This is a genomic window from Streptomyces sp. NPDC093568, from assembly GCF_044764945.1.
Classification (GTDB): domain Bacteria; phylum Actinomycetota; class Actinomycetes; order Streptomycetales; family Streptomycetaceae; genus Streptomyces.
In genome coordinates this window covers 24,439-42,212 of sequence record NZ_JBIWJD010000002.1, presented here as the reverse complement: position 1 = coordinate 42,212, position 17,774 = coordinate 24,439, and the positions used below count along the sequence as shown (strand labels likewise).

General features: G+C 70.6%; 18 protein-coding genes. 13 read left to right on the top strand and 5 right to left on the bottom strand.

The window, feature by feature from the left end:
• The first annotated feature begins 5 nt into the window (after positions 1-5).
• Together ACIRD7_RS09675 and ACIRD7_RS09670 are read left to right on the top strand one after the other, a co-directional pair.
• Entirely contained in the window at positions 6-1,259 is a 1,254-nt protein-coding gene (locus ACIRD7_RS09675; RefSeq protein ID WP_403451842.1) for a cytochrome P450, read from the top strand.
• 102 nt (positions 1,260-1,361) lie between these two features.
• Positions 1,362-2,135 carry a hypothetical protein gene (locus ACIRD7_RS09670; RefSeq protein WP_403451840.1) on the top strand — a complete coding sequence of 258 codons (774 nt, stop codon included), beginning with the start codon at positions 1,362-1,364 and terminating at the stop codon, positions 2,133-2,135.
• Between the two features lie 175 nt (positions 2,136-2,310).
• On the opposite strand, the gene ACIRD7_RS09665 is transcribed toward ACIRD7_RS09670, so the two are convergent.
• Positions 2,311-2,871 carry a hypothetical protein gene (locus ACIRD7_RS09665; RefSeq protein WP_403451838.1) on the bottom strand — a complete coding sequence of 187 codons (561 nt, stop codon included), beginning with the start codon at positions 2,869-2,871 and terminating at the stop codon, positions 2,311-2,313.
• Positions 2,872-3,055: 184 nt separating this feature from the next.
• A complete protein-coding gene (locus tag ACIRD7_RS09660; RefSeq protein ID WP_403451837.1) occupies positions 3,056-3,238 on the bottom strand; it encodes a hypothetical protein in 183 nt (60 codons plus the stop codon).
• On the opposite strand from ACIRD7_RS09660, the gene ACIRD7_RS09655 reads away from it, so the two are divergent.
• Genes ACIRD7_RS09655 through ACIRD7_RS09610 form a run of 10 tightly spaced genes read left to right on the top strand, consistent with a single transcriptional unit; the run spans position 3,228 to position 13,017 of the window.
• A complete protein-coding gene (locus ACIRD7_RS09655) occupies positions 3,228-4,223 on the top strand; it encodes an adenosylhomocysteinase (RefSeq protein WP_403451835.1) in 996 nt (331 codons plus the stop codon). The genes ACIRD7_RS09660 and ACIRD7_RS09655 overlap by 11 nt on opposite strands.
• 5 nt (positions 4,224-4,228) lie before the next feature.
• A complete protein-coding gene (locus tag ACIRD7_RS09650; protein ID WP_403451833.1) occupies positions 4,229-5,251 on the top strand; it encodes a UDP-glucuronic acid decarboxylase family protein in 1,023 nt (340 codons plus the stop codon).
• On the top strand, positions 5,248-6,123 hold the full coding sequence (locus ACIRD7_RS09645) for a glycosyltransferase family 8 protein (RefSeq protein ID WP_403451831.1): 876 nt from the start codon (positions 5,248-5,250) through the stop codon (positions 6,121-6,123). The genes ACIRD7_RS09650 and ACIRD7_RS09645 overlap by 4 nt, the downstream gene beginning before the upstream one ends.
• The gene (locus ACIRD7_RS09640) at positions 6,120-7,694 is read left to right on the top strand and encodes a hypothetical protein (protein WP_403451829.1); all 1,575 of its coding nucleotides are present in this window, start codon (positions 6,120-6,122) and stop codon (positions 7,692-7,694) included. Before ACIRD7_RS09645 ends, ACIRD7_RS09640 begins: the two co-directional genes overlap by 4 nt.
• Entirely contained in the window at positions 7,691-8,338 is a 648-nt protein-coding gene (locus tag ACIRD7_RS09635) for a hypothetical protein (RefSeq protein ID WP_403451828.1), read from the top strand. The genes ACIRD7_RS09640 and ACIRD7_RS09635 overlap by 4 nt, the downstream gene beginning before the upstream one ends.
• Positions 8,335-9,345: a Gfo/Idh/MocA family protein gene (locus ACIRD7_RS09630; protein WP_403451826.1), complete on the top strand. Its 1,011-nt coding sequence runs from the start codon at positions 8,335-8,337 to the stop codon at positions 9,343-9,345. Before ACIRD7_RS09635 ends, ACIRD7_RS09630 begins: the two co-directional genes overlap by 4 nt.
• A gap of 28 nt (positions 9,346-9,373) precedes the next feature.
• Positions 9,374-10,306, top strand: a complete 933-nt coding sequence (locus ACIRD7_RS09625; protein WP_403451825.1) for a phosphotransferase family protein — start codon at positions 9,374-9,376, stop codon at positions 10,304-10,306.
• Positions 10,303-10,704, top strand: a complete 402-nt coding sequence (locus ACIRD7_RS09620) for a cupin domain-containing protein (protein ID WP_403451824.1) — start codon at positions 10,303-10,305, stop codon at positions 10,702-10,704. The genes ACIRD7_RS09625 and ACIRD7_RS09620 overlap by 4 nt, the downstream gene beginning before the upstream one ends.
• 13 nt (positions 10,705-10,717) lie before the next feature.
• A complete protein-coding gene (locus ACIRD7_RS09615) occupies positions 10,718-11,911 on the top strand; it encodes a DegT/DnrJ/EryC1/StrS family aminotransferase (RefSeq protein WP_403451823.1) in 1,194 nt (397 codons plus the stop codon).
• 23 nt (positions 11,912-11,934) lie between these two features.
• Positions 11,935-13,017 (top strand): zinc-binding dehydrogenase, encoded by a 1,083-nt coding sequence (locus ACIRD7_RS09610; protein ID WP_403451821.1) that lies wholly within the window; start codon positions 11,935-11,937, stop codon positions 13,015-13,017.
• Here the strand turns inward: ACIRD7_RS09610 and ACIRD7_RS09605 are convergent.
• Positions 13,014-14,012 (bottom strand): phosphotransferase, encoded by a 999-nt coding sequence (locus tag ACIRD7_RS09605; RefSeq protein WP_403451820.1) that lies wholly within the window; start codon positions 14,010-14,012, stop codon positions 13,014-13,016. The two genes, ACIRD7_RS09610 and ACIRD7_RS09605, sit on opposite strands and share 4 nt — an antisense overlap.
• A gap of 1,070 nt (positions 14,013-15,082) precedes the next feature.
• On the opposite strand from ACIRD7_RS09605, the gene ACIRD7_RS09600 reads away from it, so the two are divergent.
• Positions 15,083-15,670: a phosphotransferase gene (locus tag ACIRD7_RS09600; protein WP_403451818.1), complete on the top strand. Its 588-nt coding sequence runs from the start codon at positions 15,083-15,085 to the stop codon at positions 15,668-15,670.
• Between the two features lie 149 nt (positions 15,671-15,819).
• On the opposite strand, the gene ACIRD7_RS09595 is transcribed toward ACIRD7_RS09600, so the two are convergent.
• Together ACIRD7_RS09595 and ACIRD7_RS09590 are read right to left on the bottom strand one after the other, a co-directional pair.
• Positions 15,820-16,287 carry an ArsI/CadI family heavy metal resistance metalloenzyme gene (locus ACIRD7_RS09595; RefSeq protein ID WP_403451817.1) on the bottom strand — a complete coding sequence of 156 codons (468 nt, stop codon included), beginning with the start codon at positions 16,285-16,287 and terminating at the stop codon, positions 15,820-15,822.
• Between the two features lie 28 nt (positions 16,288-16,315).
• Positions 16,316-17,683, bottom strand: coding sequence for an NAD(P)-binding domain-containing protein (locus ACIRD7_RS09590; RefSeq protein WP_403451815.1), 1,368 nt, complete (start codon positions 17,681-17,683; stop codon positions 16,316-16,318).
• Positions 17,684-17,774 lie beyond the last annotated feature (91 nt).

Sequence of the window (17,774 nt, the reverse complement as noted above, 5' to 3'; positions counted from 1 at the left end):
CCGCCATGACCACCACTCAGACTCCCGCCACCGGCTGCCCCTACCGCCTCGACGGAAAGGGCACCGACATCCACGGTGAGGCCGCCGCCCTGCGCACCCTCGGCCCGGCCGCCCGCGTCCTGCTCCCCGGCGGCCTCCCTGCCTGGTCGGTCACCGACCCGCACCTCATACGCCGCCTGCTCACCCACCCGGACATCTCCAAGGACGCCCACCAGCACTGGCCCGCCTACATCAACAAGGAGATCCCCGCCGACTGGCCGCTGCGGATCTGGGTCGACGTCCGCAACGCCCTGTCCGCCTACGGCCCCGAGCACACCCGCCTGCGCCGCCCGCTTGCCGCCGCGTTCAGCCCGCGTCGTGTCCGGGCGCTGGCACCGCAGATCGAGACGATCACCCACACCCTCCTGGACGACCTCCAGACCAGCGGCCCCGAGGAGGTCGTGGACCTGCGTGCCCGCTTCGCCTGGCGCCTGCCGCTCCTCGTCGTCAATGCCGTGCTCGGTGTTCCCGAAGACCTGCACGACGACTTCCGCGACGAGGTCGGAAACCTCTTCGCCACCAACCTTTCCCCCGAGAAGGCGGCCCAGGCCCCCGTGGCGGTCTACGGCCTCATCAGCCAGCTGATCGCCCACAAACGCGAACACCCCGGCGACGACATCACCTCCGGTCTCATCGCCGCGCACGCCGAAGGCCAGCTCACCGAGCAGGAACTCGACGACAGTCTCATGCTGCTCATCGGCGCCGGCCACGAGACCACCGTGAATCTCCTCGACCACGCCTCGGTCAGTCTCCTGCTCCACCCCGGACAACTCGCCATGGCCACGACCGGCCAGATCGGATGGGACCGCGTCGTCGAGGAGGCACTGCGGCACCAGGCCCCAATCGCGACGATCATCCTGCGCTTCCCCGTCCGCGACGTCCACGACGAAGCCACCGGCCTCACCTTCGCCCAGGGCGAGGCCATCGCCATCAACTACGCCGCCGCTGGCCGCGATTCCGGCGTTCACGGCCAGGACGCCGACCACTTCGACATCACGCGCGGCACAGTCCGCGACCACCTCGCCTTCGGCCACGGCGCCCACCTGTGCCTGGGCGCGGAACTCGCCCGCATCGAGGCGCGGATCGCGCTCGCCGCGCTCTTCGCCCGTTTCCCGGGCCTGCGCCTGGCCGTCGAAGCCGACCAGCTGCGCCCTCTGCCGAGCCTCATCTCCAACGGCCACGAGCAGGTCCCCGTCGTCCTCGGCCCCGCCACCGCGTAACCCCCGCCCTGCCTCCGCCGCCCGGGCTTCAGCTGCTCCCGAGGGAGAGGCCTCGGGCCGACATGCGGCCTGAGCAACGCCGTCCTGACAAGAGGAACGTCCATGCGTAACGGCCCGATCGTCCCCGACCCTGAGGTGGGCGATGAAGAACTCGACCGGCGCAAAGGCGCCAAGCGCGCTCTTGTTGATGCGCTGCACGCGGCCGAGATCCGCTCGGTCTGCGACGTGGGCCGCACGCTGCACAGCCCGGCCGTCACGCTGGTCCTGCTGTCCAACGGCGATGACTCCACCTTCTTCCCCGATGGGATGGCGGTTCCGGACCGGTCGGCGGCGAGCGTGCTCAAACACGCCTTGCACAGCATCTCGGTGGAGGCCGACATCGTCGCCGAGGCGGTGGGCCCCGAGCCTGCGCTGCGGGTCCAACTCCCTACCTGCGACGACGCGAGCGGTCTCGCGCAGTGGATCATGGATCACCTGCCGGCCCCGCACCAGGCCGCGCACCAGCTGCGGACCGCGCTTACCGAGCGGGGGATCGAAGCCAGGGGCGTGCACGGCACCCGCGAGGCCGTCACGGTCGGGTGCCTCGCCGTGCAGGACGCGGCCTTGCTGAGCCGCATCCTGCACAAGGTCAGGGGAGTCGACCCCGAGCCGGAAGACGACTGGCGTGCCGTGGAGTACCTGGCCGCCCGGACCGGCGCGATCCTGAGTGCCGCAACAGGCGATGTCGTCATGGTCCTCGCGGATCCCGCCTGCAGCAGCTGCTCGCGATCCCGTCCGCACCGCCTCGACGTCGGCGACCTCACGGTCCCCGCAGCGCATCGCCTGATCGAGGCCATGGGAGCCCGCGGCGGGCCGGGCAGTCCCCGGCCCGGCTGACGCCCTCGCCCCCCGGCCTGCTCCGCGAGCCTTCAGCAGGTCCCGTCGCCCTTCCCTTGAAACAGAAGCGAGAACCCCTGTGTACGAGATGCGTCTTGCGGGTCCCGAGTCCCGGGACCAGGTCGGCGCGCTGGTTGCCGCCCGAGAGCGGTGGTTACGAGCACGCAGTAAGGAGTCACACGGCAACGCCGATGCCCTGGCCGGATTGATCAGAGAGCCGGACGACACCAACGTGGCTGTGGGCCTCTATGAGGACGACCAGGTCCTGGGATGCACCGCGCTGTTGACCGAACCAATACTCGGTCTCGGATGGACAGTTGAGGAACGCCAGCAGCCCAGTGTGATCATGACGATGACGCACACCCATCCGGATCATCGCGGTGACCGCATCGGACTGCTCATGACGATGTGGGTCTGCGACTTCGCCGCACGACTGCCCGAACCACGGTCCTGGGTCCGCTGCTTCGCACCCGAGCGCGCACTTGCCAGTCACTACAGCACCGCCCTGGGCTGGCACGAGGTCCGTTTCCGGACGGACCAGCAAGGCCGCCGCGTCCACCTCATGCAGCGCCGTGCCGAGACGATCAATGGGCTGTCGGCGCTCATCAGCAGCCACGTCGAGATGCCACGCCCGCACCCCGACCGCCCACCTGCTGTATGGCCCCACCACCTCGCGCCGCCCTAGCCCGGCGCGGTCGTACAGCTGCCGCGTTGCCGCGGACACGAACAACACCATCGCTTCTCCGACCAGGCCGGGGGCACCGCCTGCCCGCCTCAGCCGTACCGGACGGCACAGGCAGACCATCACCCCCAGAAGGGCACGCCATGGACGATCAGCTCGCTCCTGCGCTCGCCATCCCCTCCTCCCTCCATGGATGGCATGACCGTTCCGGCCACCCGCCGTCGCAGAGAGCAGTCCTTCAGCGAGGCGCCTCGGTCGCGACGGCCGCGAATCCCGTGGAGGCGTTCTTCGACACCGTGTTGGAAGCTGCCTCGCCGACGAGGCAGGTCGCCTCCCTTTTGGTCGCCCATCTGCTGCCGAGCCAGCCGGCGTTCCTCCGGTCGCTGCGCCGTATCTCGACGTTGGCCTCCGTGGTTCCCAAGCCCAAATCGGTACAGCAGTCGATCCGCCGACCGTTGGAAGGGCTGGCCCCCTGTGACGACCTCACCCGCGGCGAGCTGGCCCAGCCGGAGGCGTTGCTGGAGTACCTGGAACTGCGGGCGGCCGGCCAGCCGGTGGTTCCCCTTGACGTGGGTGGCTACTTCGCCCCCGGCCTGGCAAGGGCGTGTACGGGCTTCTCCGGCCAGATCTTGGGCGTGGTCGAGGACACCGAGAACGGGCTGCGCCGCTACGAGTCGCTCGGCAAGCCGCCGTGTGCCGTCTACAACGTGGCCCGCAGTCCGCTGAAGGAGGCGGAGGACCGGCACGTAGGCGAGAGCATCGTGTTCTCCACCGAAGCGCTGCTGCGCAGCACCGGTGAAGTGCTGACCGGCCGCCCAACCTGTGTGATCGGCTACGGGAAGATCGGCTCCAGCATCGCCGACACGCTGCACGGCCGCCGCGTTCCCGTGACCGTGGTCGAGCGCAATCCCCTGCGTCTGGTCAACGCACTCAGCGCGGGCTACCCGGCGGCACGCCTCCACGACGCTCTCGCGGAAGCCGAGTTGGTGTTCTGCGCCACCGGCGACCGCTGCCTGAGCACCGCCGACCTGCGACTGTTACGCGAGGGCGCGTACGTGGCGAGCGTGACCTCGGCCGATGACGAATTCGACCTGACCGGAATGGACGAGGAGTTCACGGGCGAGCCGGTCGCTGAGCACATCACGCGCTACCGACACCGTGGTGGCAGCTTCCACCTCCTCCACGAGGGCAACGCCGTGAACTTCCTGCACGGCTCCGCCCTGGGCCCGTCGATCCACCTGGTCCAGGCCGAGATGCTGCTCGCGCTCACCCAGCTGGTGAACGTTGCGCACCCGCCGGGCTTCTACGAACTCTCCGCCGACCTGCGGCACCACATCGCCGACGCCTGGCTGAGCACCTTCCACCCCGCATCGCGCACGCATTCCCCTGTGACCGTGAGGAGTTGAACAAGATGCCCAGCACCAAGCCACTCCCCAACGACGGGTGCACCCCGGCGCAGGCTGCCGCGCTCCGGGGCAGCCGGACTATGGTGACCGGGGCCGCAGGCTTCCTCGGCTCCCATCTGTGCGAGCGCCTGATCGCCTACGGCTCACACGTGGTGGGCGTGGATGATCTCTCGACCGGCCGGTCGGAGAACCTCGCCGCACTCGAAGCCGACGCGTTCGAACTGCTGCTCCATGACGTGACGCTGCCGTTGCACATCGCTGGGCGGATCGACTACGTGTTCCATCTCGCCTCACCCGCCTCGCCCCTGGACTACGGCAAGCAGCCGGTGCGGACGCTTGTGACCGGTTCCGCCGGCACCCTGAACGCGCTGACCCTGGCCGCCCAGAAGCAGGCGCGCATCGTGGTGGCCTCCACCTCCGAGGTGTACGGGGACCCGCTGGAGCATCCGCAGCGGGAGAGCTACTGGGGCAATGTCAACCCGGTCGGCCCGCGCAGCGTGTACGACGAGGCCAAGCGCTACGCCGAGGCCCTGACGGCGGCATTCGGCCGGACCGCGCAGGTGGATACGGCCATCGTGCGGATCTTCAACACCTACGGTCCGCGGATGCGGCCCTACGACGGCCGGGTGGTGCCGACCTTCATCGCGCAGGCCCTGGCTGGCCAGCCGCTGACGGTGGCCGGGGACGGCAGTCAGACGAGGTCTCTGTGCTTCGTCGACGACACCGTCAGCGGGCTGCTGGCCTTGGCCGCGAGCGGGGAGCGGGGGCCGGTGAACATCGGCAACCCCCACGAAATCACCGTGCTGCAGCTGGCCGACATGATCCGTGAGCTGACCGGATCGGGGTCTGCGATCACCCACACGCCTCTGCCCGCGGACGATCCGCGACGCCGTTGCCCGGACATCACCCGCGCTCGGCAGTCGCTGGGCTGGGCGCCGCTGGTGGACCTGTCGGCGGGGCTGTCCCGCACGATCGACGCCGCCCGCGCGGCCACGGCGGGCCCGGCGTTGGCGGGCGATGCCCGGTGAGCCTCACGGAGACGTTGCCGCCGATCGTGTGCGGTGTTGACGAGCACTATCTGCGCCCGCTGGGGATTGTCATGCAGTCCCTCGCCGCGGCTCACCTGGACGACCTCGCCGATCTGCGGCTGATCGTGCTGCACGAGGAGCTCTCCGCCCACGGGCAGGACTCCCTCCGCCGCCAGGCCGACCGCCTCGGACTGAGCATGGACCTGCGCGGGCTGCCCGCCCCGGCCTCGGCCGGATTCCCGGTCTCGGGATGGATCAGCGGCGCGGTGTATCTGCGGCTGTCCATCCCGGAACTGGTCGATGATGCGCGGGCGCTCTACCTTGACAGCGACGTGCTCGTCCTGCGTAGTCTCCGACCGCTGTTGCGGCAGGATCTGCACGGCTTCGTGCTGGCGGCCGTACGTGACCCGCAGAACCCTCTCCTCGGGGGCGGGATCGCGCTGCCCGGATGGGACCTGCTGGGCTTGGACGGGGCGCGCGAGTACTTCAACAGCGGGGTGATGCTGCTGGATCTGGCAGCCTGCCGTGAGCAGCACCTTTTCGAGCGGGCCCGGCGCTTCCTCCACGAGCGCCCGGGGCACGTGCGGTTCTGGGACCAGTGCGCGCTGAACTGGGCGGCCGACGACCAGTGGCTGCGCCTGGAGCGGACGTGGAACACCTTCGCGCTCTCACCGCTCGCGGCCCGGCCCGACTTCGTCCACCACGCCGAGCCCGCCATGCCGCTGGCCACGCTGCTGGAGGACGAGCGGACGGCATCGATTCTGCACTTCGCGGGCCCGCTGAAGCCCTGGCAGACCAACTACCCCGGCGGTCGGCTCGGCGACCTCTACCTGCGGCACGTGCCGGCCTTCGCGCCCGGGGAGGACCGATGAACCATCGCCGGATCATGCGCTGTGCGGCTGGCGCCGTGGCGGTGGCAGCGGCTGTACGGCATGCGGCGGGACTTGGCGCGATGCGCCGCACCCTGGCGACCGTCGACCGGCTCTCCCCGCCCGAGGCCCCGTCGGAGGAGGAGACGGTCGCGGGCATTGTCCACTTCGTCGTCCCCGTGCTGCGCGAGCAGCCGCACATCCGTGCCGCGGTGGACTGGTTCGTACCGCTCTTGAAGCAGTGGCCAGGCTCGACCCTGACCTTGGTGACCACCGCCCGCGAGCGCGCCGAACGGATCCTGATAGCCGAGCAGATCGCCGCCCGCAGTGTCCGTCAGCCGCACTCCGTGGCCGTCGGCATGTTCCCGGAGCTGGCCGACGACGAGCTGCGGGCCGTACGGTGCTGCCTTCAGCGGCCCGGCCCGGTCAGCGCCCATGAGGTGGCCGCGGCACTGGATAGTGTGGCGACCACCGACCAGGTCGTCGATGCGGTCCTGGCCGATCCCGCCCTTGCGGCGCTGCCGATCCGGCACGTCCACTACACCGGAACCGGACGCAAGGCCGCCCAGGTCAACCAGGCCGCAGCCGGGCTGCTCCGCACCCCGAAGCCGGCCTACCTGGCCGTCTATGACATCGACTCCCGGCCCGGCCCGGAATTGGTCGAGCGGACCTGGGCGAGCATCGCCGCGTACGCGGCGCGGCAGGGGAGCCTGCCCGGAGTGGTCCAGCAGTCCGCCCGGTTCACCAGCTCGGGGACCAGCCCGCACCGTTGGGAGCGCGCCCTGTGCCGGGGAGCGGCCCGCCTGCAGACGCTGTGGACCCTGCGCCGTGAGATCCCCGCCTTCCGCCGCTACACCCGGGCCGTCCTCGGTGGACACGGGCCGCTGCGGATGCTGGCCGGTGGCGGCGCTCTGGCCCAGACCGTCGGCCACGGCCTGTGGGTCCGTCTGGATGTCTTCGATAATCTCGACGGCCTGCCCACCTACACGGTGCTGGACGACCTCCCCTTCGGCTTCCGGGCCACCGTCGAGCGCGTGCCGGTTCACGTCGTGGACCACACCGCCACCGCGCCCGGGCCGGAGGACGCCCGCACGCTGGTGGAGCAGGGACAGCGCTGGTTCGCCAACTACCTCGACTACTCGGCCTGCTGGGCCGAGGCGACCCGTCGCGGGCGTGGCACTCCGGCCCGGCGCGCGACGGCACTCGCGGCGGGGTGGTACCGGGGAGCGACGTGGCTGGCCCGCACCCCAGCCACCGTCACGTGCTTGTATCTGCTGCTGTGGCCCTCGACCCGCCTGCCGGTGAGGGCGACGGCCGCCATCGCCCTCTGGCTGGGCCTGGTCACCCCTGTCGGTCAACTCGCCGTGGTTGAAGGCAAGTTGCTCAGCCCACGCGAGCGGGCACAGGCGAGCTTCGAACTGCTGCTGGCCTACCTCGTCAGCAGTGCCGGGCCCGCGCTAGCCCTCGTCCACCCCCCAGCACGGCCCGGTGCCGAACGGGCGATGGCCCCCAAGACCAACCGGCGCCCCACCCCGGGCGCCAACACCTCAGTCACGTCACGGGAGGCACGGTGATCATCGGCATTGAAGGCGTCAGCTGCGCCGGGAAATCCTCCCTGGCCCGCGCCTTGGCCCAGGCCCTCGACGACCCGCTCGTCGTGCCCTGCTACTACCACACCGCCCCTGACCCGGCCCTGCTGCCCGCTCCGGTCGCGCCGTCGGCAGACGTGCAGCTCGCCGGCCTCCACATCCTCCTGGAGGTCGAGCAGATACGGCGTCGGCGAGCCGAGGAGGCAGACGCCCAGGGCCGGGACGTGATCTTCGATCGGACGGTCGACACGCTCCTCGCCCATGCCCACGCCGTGGCCGAACTCCACGGCTATCCGATCATCAGCCAAGCGCGCCAGCTCATCCTGGACACCCGTCCCCTGCTTCCCGCGCTCACCCTGCTGCTGCACACCAGCCCGGACGTTCTCGCGGAGCGGGCGGCCAAACGGCCGGGGATGCCTCCCATCTTCTACGCCCCCGACTTCGCACGGCACTTCAACGAGCACTTCACTTCGCCGCTCACTCCGCACTGCATCCGGCTGGACTCCACACCGCCGACCGCCGCCCTGGTGCCCCGCGCCGTTCAGCACATCCGGCAGGCCCGCCGCGCAGCGGGCCACCACCCGCAGGACCCCGGGCCCGGCGGACCTGCGGCAAGGAGGGCGGCATGAAGGTCGCCGTTTTCGGCTGCGGGCTGATCGCTTCGCGCTGGGTGCGCACGCTGGCCGACGACCCGCGCATCACCATCGGGGCCCTGGCCGACCCGGACACGGAAGCCGCAGAGCGTCTTGCACGCCGCTATCAGCTGACCGTGCCCCGGCTGACCGGCTGGCAGCAGGCGTTGGAGATCGCGGGCCTGGACGCGGTGGTGAACCTCACCCCGCCCGCCCGTCACGCCTGCGTGTCCGCTGCCGCGCTCGATGCCGGTCTGCACGTGCTGACGGAGAAGCCTCTCGCTATCAGTCTGCGCGAGGCTACCGAGCTGGTGCACCAGGCCCGGGCCGTCGGCCGACACCTTCTGGTGATGCAGAACCGGGCCATGGACCCGCGCTTCCTCGCCTTCCGCGACGTCGTCCGCGCCAGCCCCGGGCCGTGGGCCGTCACCGCCGACACCCTGGTCACGCTCCACCGACCGGGCTTCCGCACGCGGATGCGTCGGCCCGTCCTGACCGATCTGGCCGTCCACGCCTTCGACCAGATACGCCAACTCATCCCGGCCGCAGCCCTCGACATCCAGGCCGCAGAGGTCCCGCTGCCCCACCAGGGCGCCCATTGCGCGCTGGCCACCCTGCTGCTCCGCTTCACCGACGGCTCCGTGTTCTCCTACCGCGGCGGCTACACCTCGGGAGGCTTACACACCCCGGCAAGCGGCCGATGGGGCGCCGTCGGCAAGGACCTGGCGAGTACCTGGGACGGCGAGGACCAGCTGACCCACGGTGCCATCGGTGAACCCTCCGCGAACCTGGAGCCCTTACCGGAGGCGCCCGCGGGCTATCAGCTCGTCATCGAGGCCATGGTCGACGTGCTGCACGGCGGCTCCTCCCTGGAGCTGGCCGCCGAACAGAACCTCGGCTCGATCGCCCTGCTGGACGCGGCGCTTCGCTCCGCCGCCCTCGCCCGCCCGTGCCCTGTCGACCTACCAGACCCGCTGCAGGAGGCCCTCGATGCAGCCCCATGATCTCCGACCGCCTGCTGAACTCCGGTCCGTGATCGACAAGTTGGTGGCAGCCTGGCTGGTCGCACCCGGCTGTCGCCCCGTGTGGCTGTCCGGAGGGGTGGACAACCATGCCTTCCGCGTCGATGGCGCGGACGGCCGGGAGCTGATCGTGAAGGTGCCGACGCCCGGCCGGATTCCCCGGTATGCCGTCGCCGCCTGGGCCGCCAAGCAGCTCACTGCCGCCGATGTTCCCGTGCCGGTACCCCTGTGGCAGACCGACAACTTCGCGGTGGAGACCTTCTGCCCGGGCAGGTCCCTCGGTGCGACGACGGACCGAGGGGTGGCTGTCCGTGCCGCTGAGCAGGCCGGGCTGATCCTGCGACGCATCCACAGCGTGCAGGTCACCGGGTACGGGCGACTCACGTTGGACGGATGGGCCGAGCACGCCAGTATCGAAGCCTGGCTGCTGCGCCCGCCCTCCCAGACGTCGGGCCACGGCCTGCTGCGCGCCCTGACACCAGTGGTGACGACCGCTCTGCGTGTGCGAGCGCCGCTGGTTGCCGGGGTGCCTGCTCGTCTGCTGCACGGCGACTGGACCGCCCGTCATGTCCTGCACGCCGACTCGGGCATCACCGGCGTGATCGACCTGGAGAGCGTCCGCGGCGGCGATCCGCTGGCGGACGTGGCTGGCTGGAGCCTCCAGGAGCCCGGATACCTGACCGAGGCCCTAGCGAGCTCCTACTTCACCGACCCGCCGGACCAGCAGCAGCGCACCGTCCTGGCCATGTACCGGGTGCGCATCGCCTTGTTCCTGCTCGCCTTCCACGCCTCCCACGGTGAGGAGGACCTGGCGACGCTGCGCGGACATCAGATCGCCGCTGATCTCCAGGACCTCGCCGCCGGCCAGCCCCGTCTCGTGCCGCGCATTCTCCAGCTCTCCGCGCCTCGTACGTCGTCCGGTCCTCAAGGAGTTCACCGATGACCCTGATCCGTGCCAGTGACCGCCAGAAGCTCACTGTGGCCAACCGCCCCGAGCACTGCCCGGCCTCCGCCGCGGGCAAGTTCGTCATCCGCGCCGACGGCACCGCCCGATTCGACCGCCACTACCACGAGTTCGCCGAGTTCTGGTTCGTCGCCGAGGGCCGCGGCACCGTCCTCATCGGCGACATCGCCCACCAGGTCGAGGCCGGCGACATCCTGTACACCGCCCCCGGACTGGAGCACGACGTCCTCGACGTCGCCGAGGAACTGCACCTCTTCTACCTTTCCGCCGAGCTGCCGCCCGGCGCCTCACCCCACCACCTGCACAAAACCCCCGAGGCGGCCGTCAAGCACCTCGTCCCCGTCCGCGACCAGCAGCAGGGGGACGACCGTGCCTGACACCTCAACAGGGATGGTTGGACTGCCCTTTCCCCGCGAGAACAAGTACACCACCACAGAGTCGGCGGTCGTGGAGCAGCTCCGCTCCGGGCGCCTGTCCGACACCAACCGGGGCCCGGCGATCCAGGCGCTGGAGGACGCCTTCACCGACCTGACCGGGGCCCGCTATGCGCTCGCGTTCAACTCCGGGACGTCCGCACTGCACGCGGCCCTGCACGCCACCGGCGCCCACCCGGAAGCCGGGATCGCCGTCTCCCCGATGACCTGGATCTCGGCGCTCACCGCGACGCTGCACGCCGGGAGTTTCCCGATCTTTTGCGACGTGGAGCCGGACGGAGTGAACCTGGCGCCCGCCGCCCTGGCCGCGGCGGCACCACGCTGTTCGGCAGCGGTCGTGACGCACGCCTGGGGCATCCCCGCGCCCATGGACGCACTCGCCCACATCGATGAGCCACTCGCCCTAGTCGAGGACGACTCACACGCGCACGGGGCTCTCTACCTCGGCCGCCCGGTCGGCTCCCTCGGTGCGGCCGGCTGCTTCAGCCTCCAGGACGCCAAATCCGTCTCCGGCGGCGAGGGCGGCATCCTGACCACCAGCACCCGCGCCGTCTACGAACGCGCCCTCACCCTGGGCCACCATCCCCACCGCCTCCAAGCCGAACTCTCCCTGCCCGACCTGCAACCGCTCGCCCAGACCGGAGCCGGCTACAAGTTCCGGATGCCGGTGCTCTCCGCGCTCATCGCCCGCGAGCAGCTACGCACCCTGGCCGACCGCGCCAGAGCGGCCGAGACCAACCTGGCCGTCCTCACTAGCACGCTCGCCGACCACAAAGCCCCCATCACGGCGCCCGAGCTGGCCAGCGACAGCCGACGGGGCTGGTACGGAACGCCGCTCACGGTCACCGAACCCCTCGGCGAGCCGGAGGCACTGCGTGCCGCGGCGGTCGCCGCCGGTATCCCGCTGCGGCCGATGTACGACGACTGGGTCAGGGCCCCCCTCTTCCAACAGCCCGATCTCCTGCGGCAGTTGTGGCCGCACGTCCGGCTGACCCCGTATGCCCCTCCGGAGCCCGACGCGCTGCCTCACTACAACCGCGCCCGCCGCCAGACCCTGGTGCTCAAAGTGCCCATGGTGGCCGCCGCCGACTACATGCACGCCGTCGGCCGCACGCTCGCCGACGTCCTCGACCGGCACCTCAACCCCTGACCGCCTCTCCAAGGAGTTCTGCTGTGACCATCACCTGCCAGGCCGCCGTCCTGCCGGCCCCCGGCCAGCCCCTGGAGATCCGCGACATCCAGCTCACCGAGCCGCAGCCCGGCGAGGTCCTGGTGCGCACCGCCGCCTCCGGGATCTGCGGCACCGACCTCCACTTCGCCGTCGGCGCGTTCCCCTACCCCACCCCCACCGTGCTCGGACACGAGGCCAGCGGCACCGTCGCGGCCGTCGGTGCGGGCGTCACCACCGTGGCACCCGGGGACCGGGTCATCGTCTGCGACCAGACTTTCTGTGGCCAGTGCGCCGCGTGCCTGAGCGGCGCGATGGTCTACTGCACCGACCCGTCGGCCAAGCAGCGCCAGCACCAGCGGATGCGGCTGGGCGGCGAACCGATCCGCCAGTACCTGGGCGTCTCGGCCTTCGCCGAACTCATGGTCGTTGACGCGCACGCGCTCATCCCGCTGCCCGACGGCATCTCCTTCGAGGCCGGAGCACTGCTCTCGTGCTGCCTGACCACCGGGCTGGCGACCGTCTTCAACGTCAACCGGCCCGCTCCGGGCTCCACCGTCGCCGTCATCGGCGCTGGCGGTGTCGGCCTGGGCGCCGTCCAGGGCGCACGGATCGCCGGGGCCTCGCGCATCATCGCGGTCGACGAACACCAGCACCGCCTGGCCATAGCCGAGGAACTCGGCGCCACCGACACGCTGCTCGCCAGTGTGGCCACGGCCGCCGACATCAAGGAGCTCACCGGCATCGGCGTGGATCACGCGATCGAAGCCGTCGGCTCGATCGACACCGCCGAACAGGCTTTCCACTGCCTCGCCCCGGGCGGGCGGGCCACCGTCATCGGCATGGTGCCGGCCGACACCGACATCAACGTGCCCGGCCGCCTCCTGCGCGCAGGCCGTTCCCTGTCCGGCACCGTGATGGGCTCCGTACGGACCCAGGCCGACATCCCCCGCTACGCCGACATGCTGCTGCGCGGCGTGCTGCACGCCGAGCCCCTGATCACCTCGACACGGCCGTTGAAAGGCATCAACGACGCCCTCGGCGACGCCGCGGAGCGTGCCGGCGTGCGCGCGCTGATCCGGTTCTAGGCCACGAACGCAGCCTGGACCTCGTCGAAGTGACTCGTCCACCACTCCAAGAACAGCGAAGCCGAGAGGAACAGGTGATCGCACGAGTGATCGCCGCGGTCGTAATGGAACTCAAGGTGCCAGTAGTCGCACATCCGCTTCCACCACAGGCGCAGCACCGCGTCCGTCAGGTCCTCGTCGGCCAGATCGTGCACGGACCGGTAGCCGTGGACGAAGGCGGTCACCCGGGCCAGGTCCAAGTCACCCTGCTCGCGTCCGAAGAGCAGGGTGGCCGAGCGGGCGACCTCCTCGCCGAACGAGCCGACCCGGATCCGGTCCCAGTCCAGCACCGCGCTGATCCGGCCCTGGTGCCACTTCACGTTCAGGTGCTGGAAGTCTCCGTGCCGCCAGCCGAACGGGCCGAGCGGCGTGTCGCTGGTGGGCCGCTGGCCGGCGTACTTGTCGAGGAGCACCAGGCGCTGCTGCACAAAGCCGGTCACCTCCTGGGCGAAACCGCTGCCGTCTGCCGCGGCGAGGGCCAGGAAGCGCTCCGCCTCGGTACGCGCCTTCTCCGGGCTGGCCACCGAGGCGGTCAGGCCGGCGGGCTTCTCGGGCAGCAGCTCCTGCCTGACCTCGTTGAGCGTCCCGTGGATGCGGCCGAGAACGGCACCGAGCGCGTACACCTGCTCCTCGGTCAGGTCGGTCCCGGCGATGTGCTCGCCCTCCACCCACGGGAACAGCGCGTAGCCACGGCCGTCCGTCTCGAAGACGAACTCCCCGGCCGTCGTCGGCGCGGCCGGGGCAGCCGGAACACCCGCCTTCGCGAGTGCGGCCACGACCGCCAGGTTGCGGCGTGCCAAGGGCAGCGAGACGTCGAGGATCTCTTTGAGCGCGAAATCGCCGCGCGCCGTGGAGACGCGCCAGTTGCGATTCATCAGGCCCTCGGTCAAGTAGCGCACCTCGTGGACCCGGCCCAGGTCGTACGCCTTCACCAGGAGCGCAAGGTCAGTGGACACGTCCGGTGCAGATGCCTCAGAAGTCACACCGGCAGGCTACCGATCTCCTCGGCCGCCTGTGGCAGGTACAGCGAACGCAGCCAAAGGACGGCGCCTGTGCCTGACAAGCCAGCCTCCCGAGGCGATCACATACCGCACAGTGCCGAAGCAACTCCTGCCGCCCCCGCCGCTAGCTGATGGCGGCAAGGACTGTCACACCCGCACCGCCTTGACCGACAGCGGCTCCGCACCCCGCCGTCACCTCCCAGGAGGGCCATCTACCGCGCCTGCTTCCCCCTGACCGCCTAGCCGGTCCCGGCCCCGCCGGACCCTGTCGCGCCCGCGTCGGTCCGTCTGACCACACCCGCTCCGGTGCGGCTGCGCAGGAGGCCCGCCACATACCGCACATCGAACATCGTACGAAGAGGAATCCGTGCCCACCCCTGTCATCGATCACACCGGCAGCGCTGTACCGCAACTGTGGCAGCACCAGCAGGAGCTGCTCTCCGCCGCCCGCACGCTCAGCACCGAGCCCCGGACCACAGGCGTTATGGCGTGCGGTCTCGGCGAGACGCGCGCCGCCTGCCGCCGAGACCGGACAGTTCGCAGAACTGCTCCTCGGCGTACCACTCCACAGCAGCCGCGCTACCGACCCGCCCGTGTAGGCGGGCCACCGGGGTACCGCATCGCGGCGATTCGGCCACGACCGGTACCACGTCCGCCCCTCAATTCGGGGGTGCGCGACGTATGCGCCCCGTAACCGTGGGGCGGAGACGCGACTCAAACACGCGTGTTCGAAAGCGGTGGCCGGCTCGTTGTCCCGGTCATCATCAGTCATCCCCAACCCGGCCTGCAGGCCGCGCTGTTGGTGATGCGTGCCGGTGGCCGCCGTCCGCGCCGGCCACCGGCACGCCCCGTTCTCTCGCCCGGTCAACCTCAGGAGGATCCATGAACCCCACCCTCGTCATCGCCCATCCCCTCCCTGGACAGCCCGGGGCCGTCCGGGCGGCTGCTCGTTCCCATGTGACGATGTGTGACAGCGCCTCGGCTGGCATCGCGGATATGTCACGCCCGGAACCGAGGTGGGGGGCATGAGCGTCACCAATCCGATTCCATCCGCGCTGCGGGAATGGGCCCAGGGCATCGTCGGCCCAGTGCTCTCCGTACGCAACGTCTCCCACGACCGCCCCAACTCCCGTGTGTGGGAACTGACCTATGACACCGGTCGGGCCTTCGCGAAGCTGTCCCCGAACCCGACATCCTTCGGCCGGGAGACCCGTGCCCTGCGCGAAGTGGCACCCGGTCTGGAGCCGGGAACCGTCCCCTTGCTTCGGGGAGCCGACGCTTATGAGCAGGCGCTGCTCCTCTCGCTAGTCTCCGGCCGCCCGGTGAAGTCGCTCTCTCTCACCCCCGGCGGCGAGCGGTCGCTGCACCGGCAGGCCGGAAGCTGGCTGCGGCGCTTCCACGGCGGCCCACGCGATCTATCGGTCCAGGACCGCCAGGACGCCGCCAACGAGATCGTCCGCGCCGCCGTCGGTGCCGACAAGCACCTGGAGCGGGCCGGGGAGCTGATCAGAGCCGAGGAACGGCGGACCGTTCGGCGGCATGCCGCCGAACTCGGCCGAATCGGACCGCTGCCCGCCGCATACATTCACGGCGACTTCCGGCCCATTCACTAGGCAAGTCAGTTGTCGGAACCGCTTTTGTCGGATCGATGCCTCAGCTGGTGATCTGGATTGTACAAAGGGCGGGCAGGGCAGCGTGGGGCCGCGACCGGTCCCCCGTTCCGGTCGTGGCCTGGCTCGTGTGAAGGTCGGTCATCCGGCGGTCAGCAGCAGCGGCTCGCGGTGACCGGTTCGGTCGCGCCGGTGTCGACCGCAGCCGGGTCGGGGCAACAGATGGTGCCTTGCTGCTTGGCCAGGGTTTCGGCGTCGGCCTTGACGACGTACACCTCCCAGGGTTCCTGGCCGGGGCCGTGGACCCAGACCTTGTCCTGGAGGGCATAGCAGCAGGTGGTGTCGTTCTCCACGTCGGTGGTCAGGCCGGCTTCGCCCAGGCGGGCGGTGGCGGCGTGGACGGCTTCGGTCGTCTCGACCTCCACTCCGAGGTGGTCCATGCGCGTTGCCTCCTCCGCGCTGCCTTCGATGAGGACGAGCTTGAGCGGGGGTTCGGCGATGGCGAAGTTGGCGTAGCCGTCGCGGAGTTTGGCGGGCTCGGTGCCGAACAGCTTGCTGTAGAAGGCGACGGACTCGGCGAGGTCGGGGACGCGGAGGGCGAGCTGTACGCGGGATGTCATGGCGAACCTCCTTGTGGGGGTGGGGTATTCAGCAGCCGTCGGAGGCGGTGGCCGGGGCGCCGATGCCGATCTGGAGCGTGGCGGGGGCGGCGCAGCAGCCGCCACCGGACTGTTCGGCGTTCTCCGGCTCGTTGAAGAGGCCCGCGCCGCCGCACACGCCCGTCTCGGGGAGGGTGAGTTCGACGCGTTCGGCGGCCTCTTGGTCTCCGACGAGGGCGGCGGTGATGGAACGGACCTGCTCGTAGCCGGTCAGGGCGAGGAAGGCGGGGGCGCGGCCGTAGGACTTCATGCCGACCAGGTACACGTCCTGCTCGGGGTGGGAGAGCTCGTTCACGCCGTGCGGGTAGACGGTGCCGCACGAGTGGACGTTCGGGTCGATCAGCGGGGCCAGCGCGGTCGGGGCCTGGAGGCGTTCGTCGAGCCCGAGGCGGATCTCGGAGAGAAAGGACAGGTCGGGGCGGAAGCCGGTCAGGACGATGACCTCGTCGACCGGGTCCAGGCGGCGCCCGTCGTCGGCGACGAGGACAAGCAGGCCGTCGGCGTTCCGCTCGACAGACTGGGTGCGGAATCCGGTGACCGCGCTGGCGTGGCCGGCCTCGACGGCGGCCTTGGCGCGCAGGCCCAGGGCGCCGCGGGCGGGCAGTTGGTCGGCCTCGCCGCCGCCAAAGGTGGAGCCGTTGATGCCACGGCGCAGGATCCACACCGCGTGGGTCCCGTCTTCCTCCTTGGCCAGGTCGGCGAGGTGGGCGAGGGCGGTGAAGGCGGAAGCGCCGGAGCCGATCACAGCGGTGCGTTTGCCCGCGTACCGGGCGCGGACGGCCGGGTCGCCCAGGTCGGGGACGCGGTAGGAGATGCACTCGGCGGCGGTCTTCTCGCCGAGGGCGGCCAGGCCGTCGGCGCCCATCGGGCTGGGCGTGGACCAGGTGCCGGAGGCGTCAATGACCGCGCGCGCGGTGATCCGCTCCTCGTTGCCGTCGGCGAGCTGGATGTGGACGGTGAAGGGCTGCTCGTCGCGGCCGGAGTCGACGATGCGGTCACGGCCCGCGCGGGCGACGCCGGTGACCGTGGTGCCGTAGCGGACCGTGTCGCCGAGAACGTCGGCGAGCGGCTGCAGGTACTTCTCGGCCCAGTCGCCGCCTGTGGGGTAGGCGGCGTTGTCGGGGCGGGCCCAGCCGGTGGGGGCGAGGAGCTTCTCGGCGGCCGGGTCGGTGATCTCGGCCCAGGGGGAGAACAGCCGCACGTGCGACCAGGCCCGCACGGCGGTGCCGGCGGACGGCCCGGACTCCAGGACGAGCGGTTCGATACCGCGCTCGACGAGACGGGCGGCGGCAGCCAGCCCGATCGGGCCGGCTCCGACGACCACGACGGGCAGCTGGTCGGTGGTGGGCGCGTTCACGAGATTCCCCTTTGCTTCGACATTCGTCGATGGCTTGCGCGGCCCAGCATGACATCTGTATTGATAAACGTCAACATAGATATTCATCAAA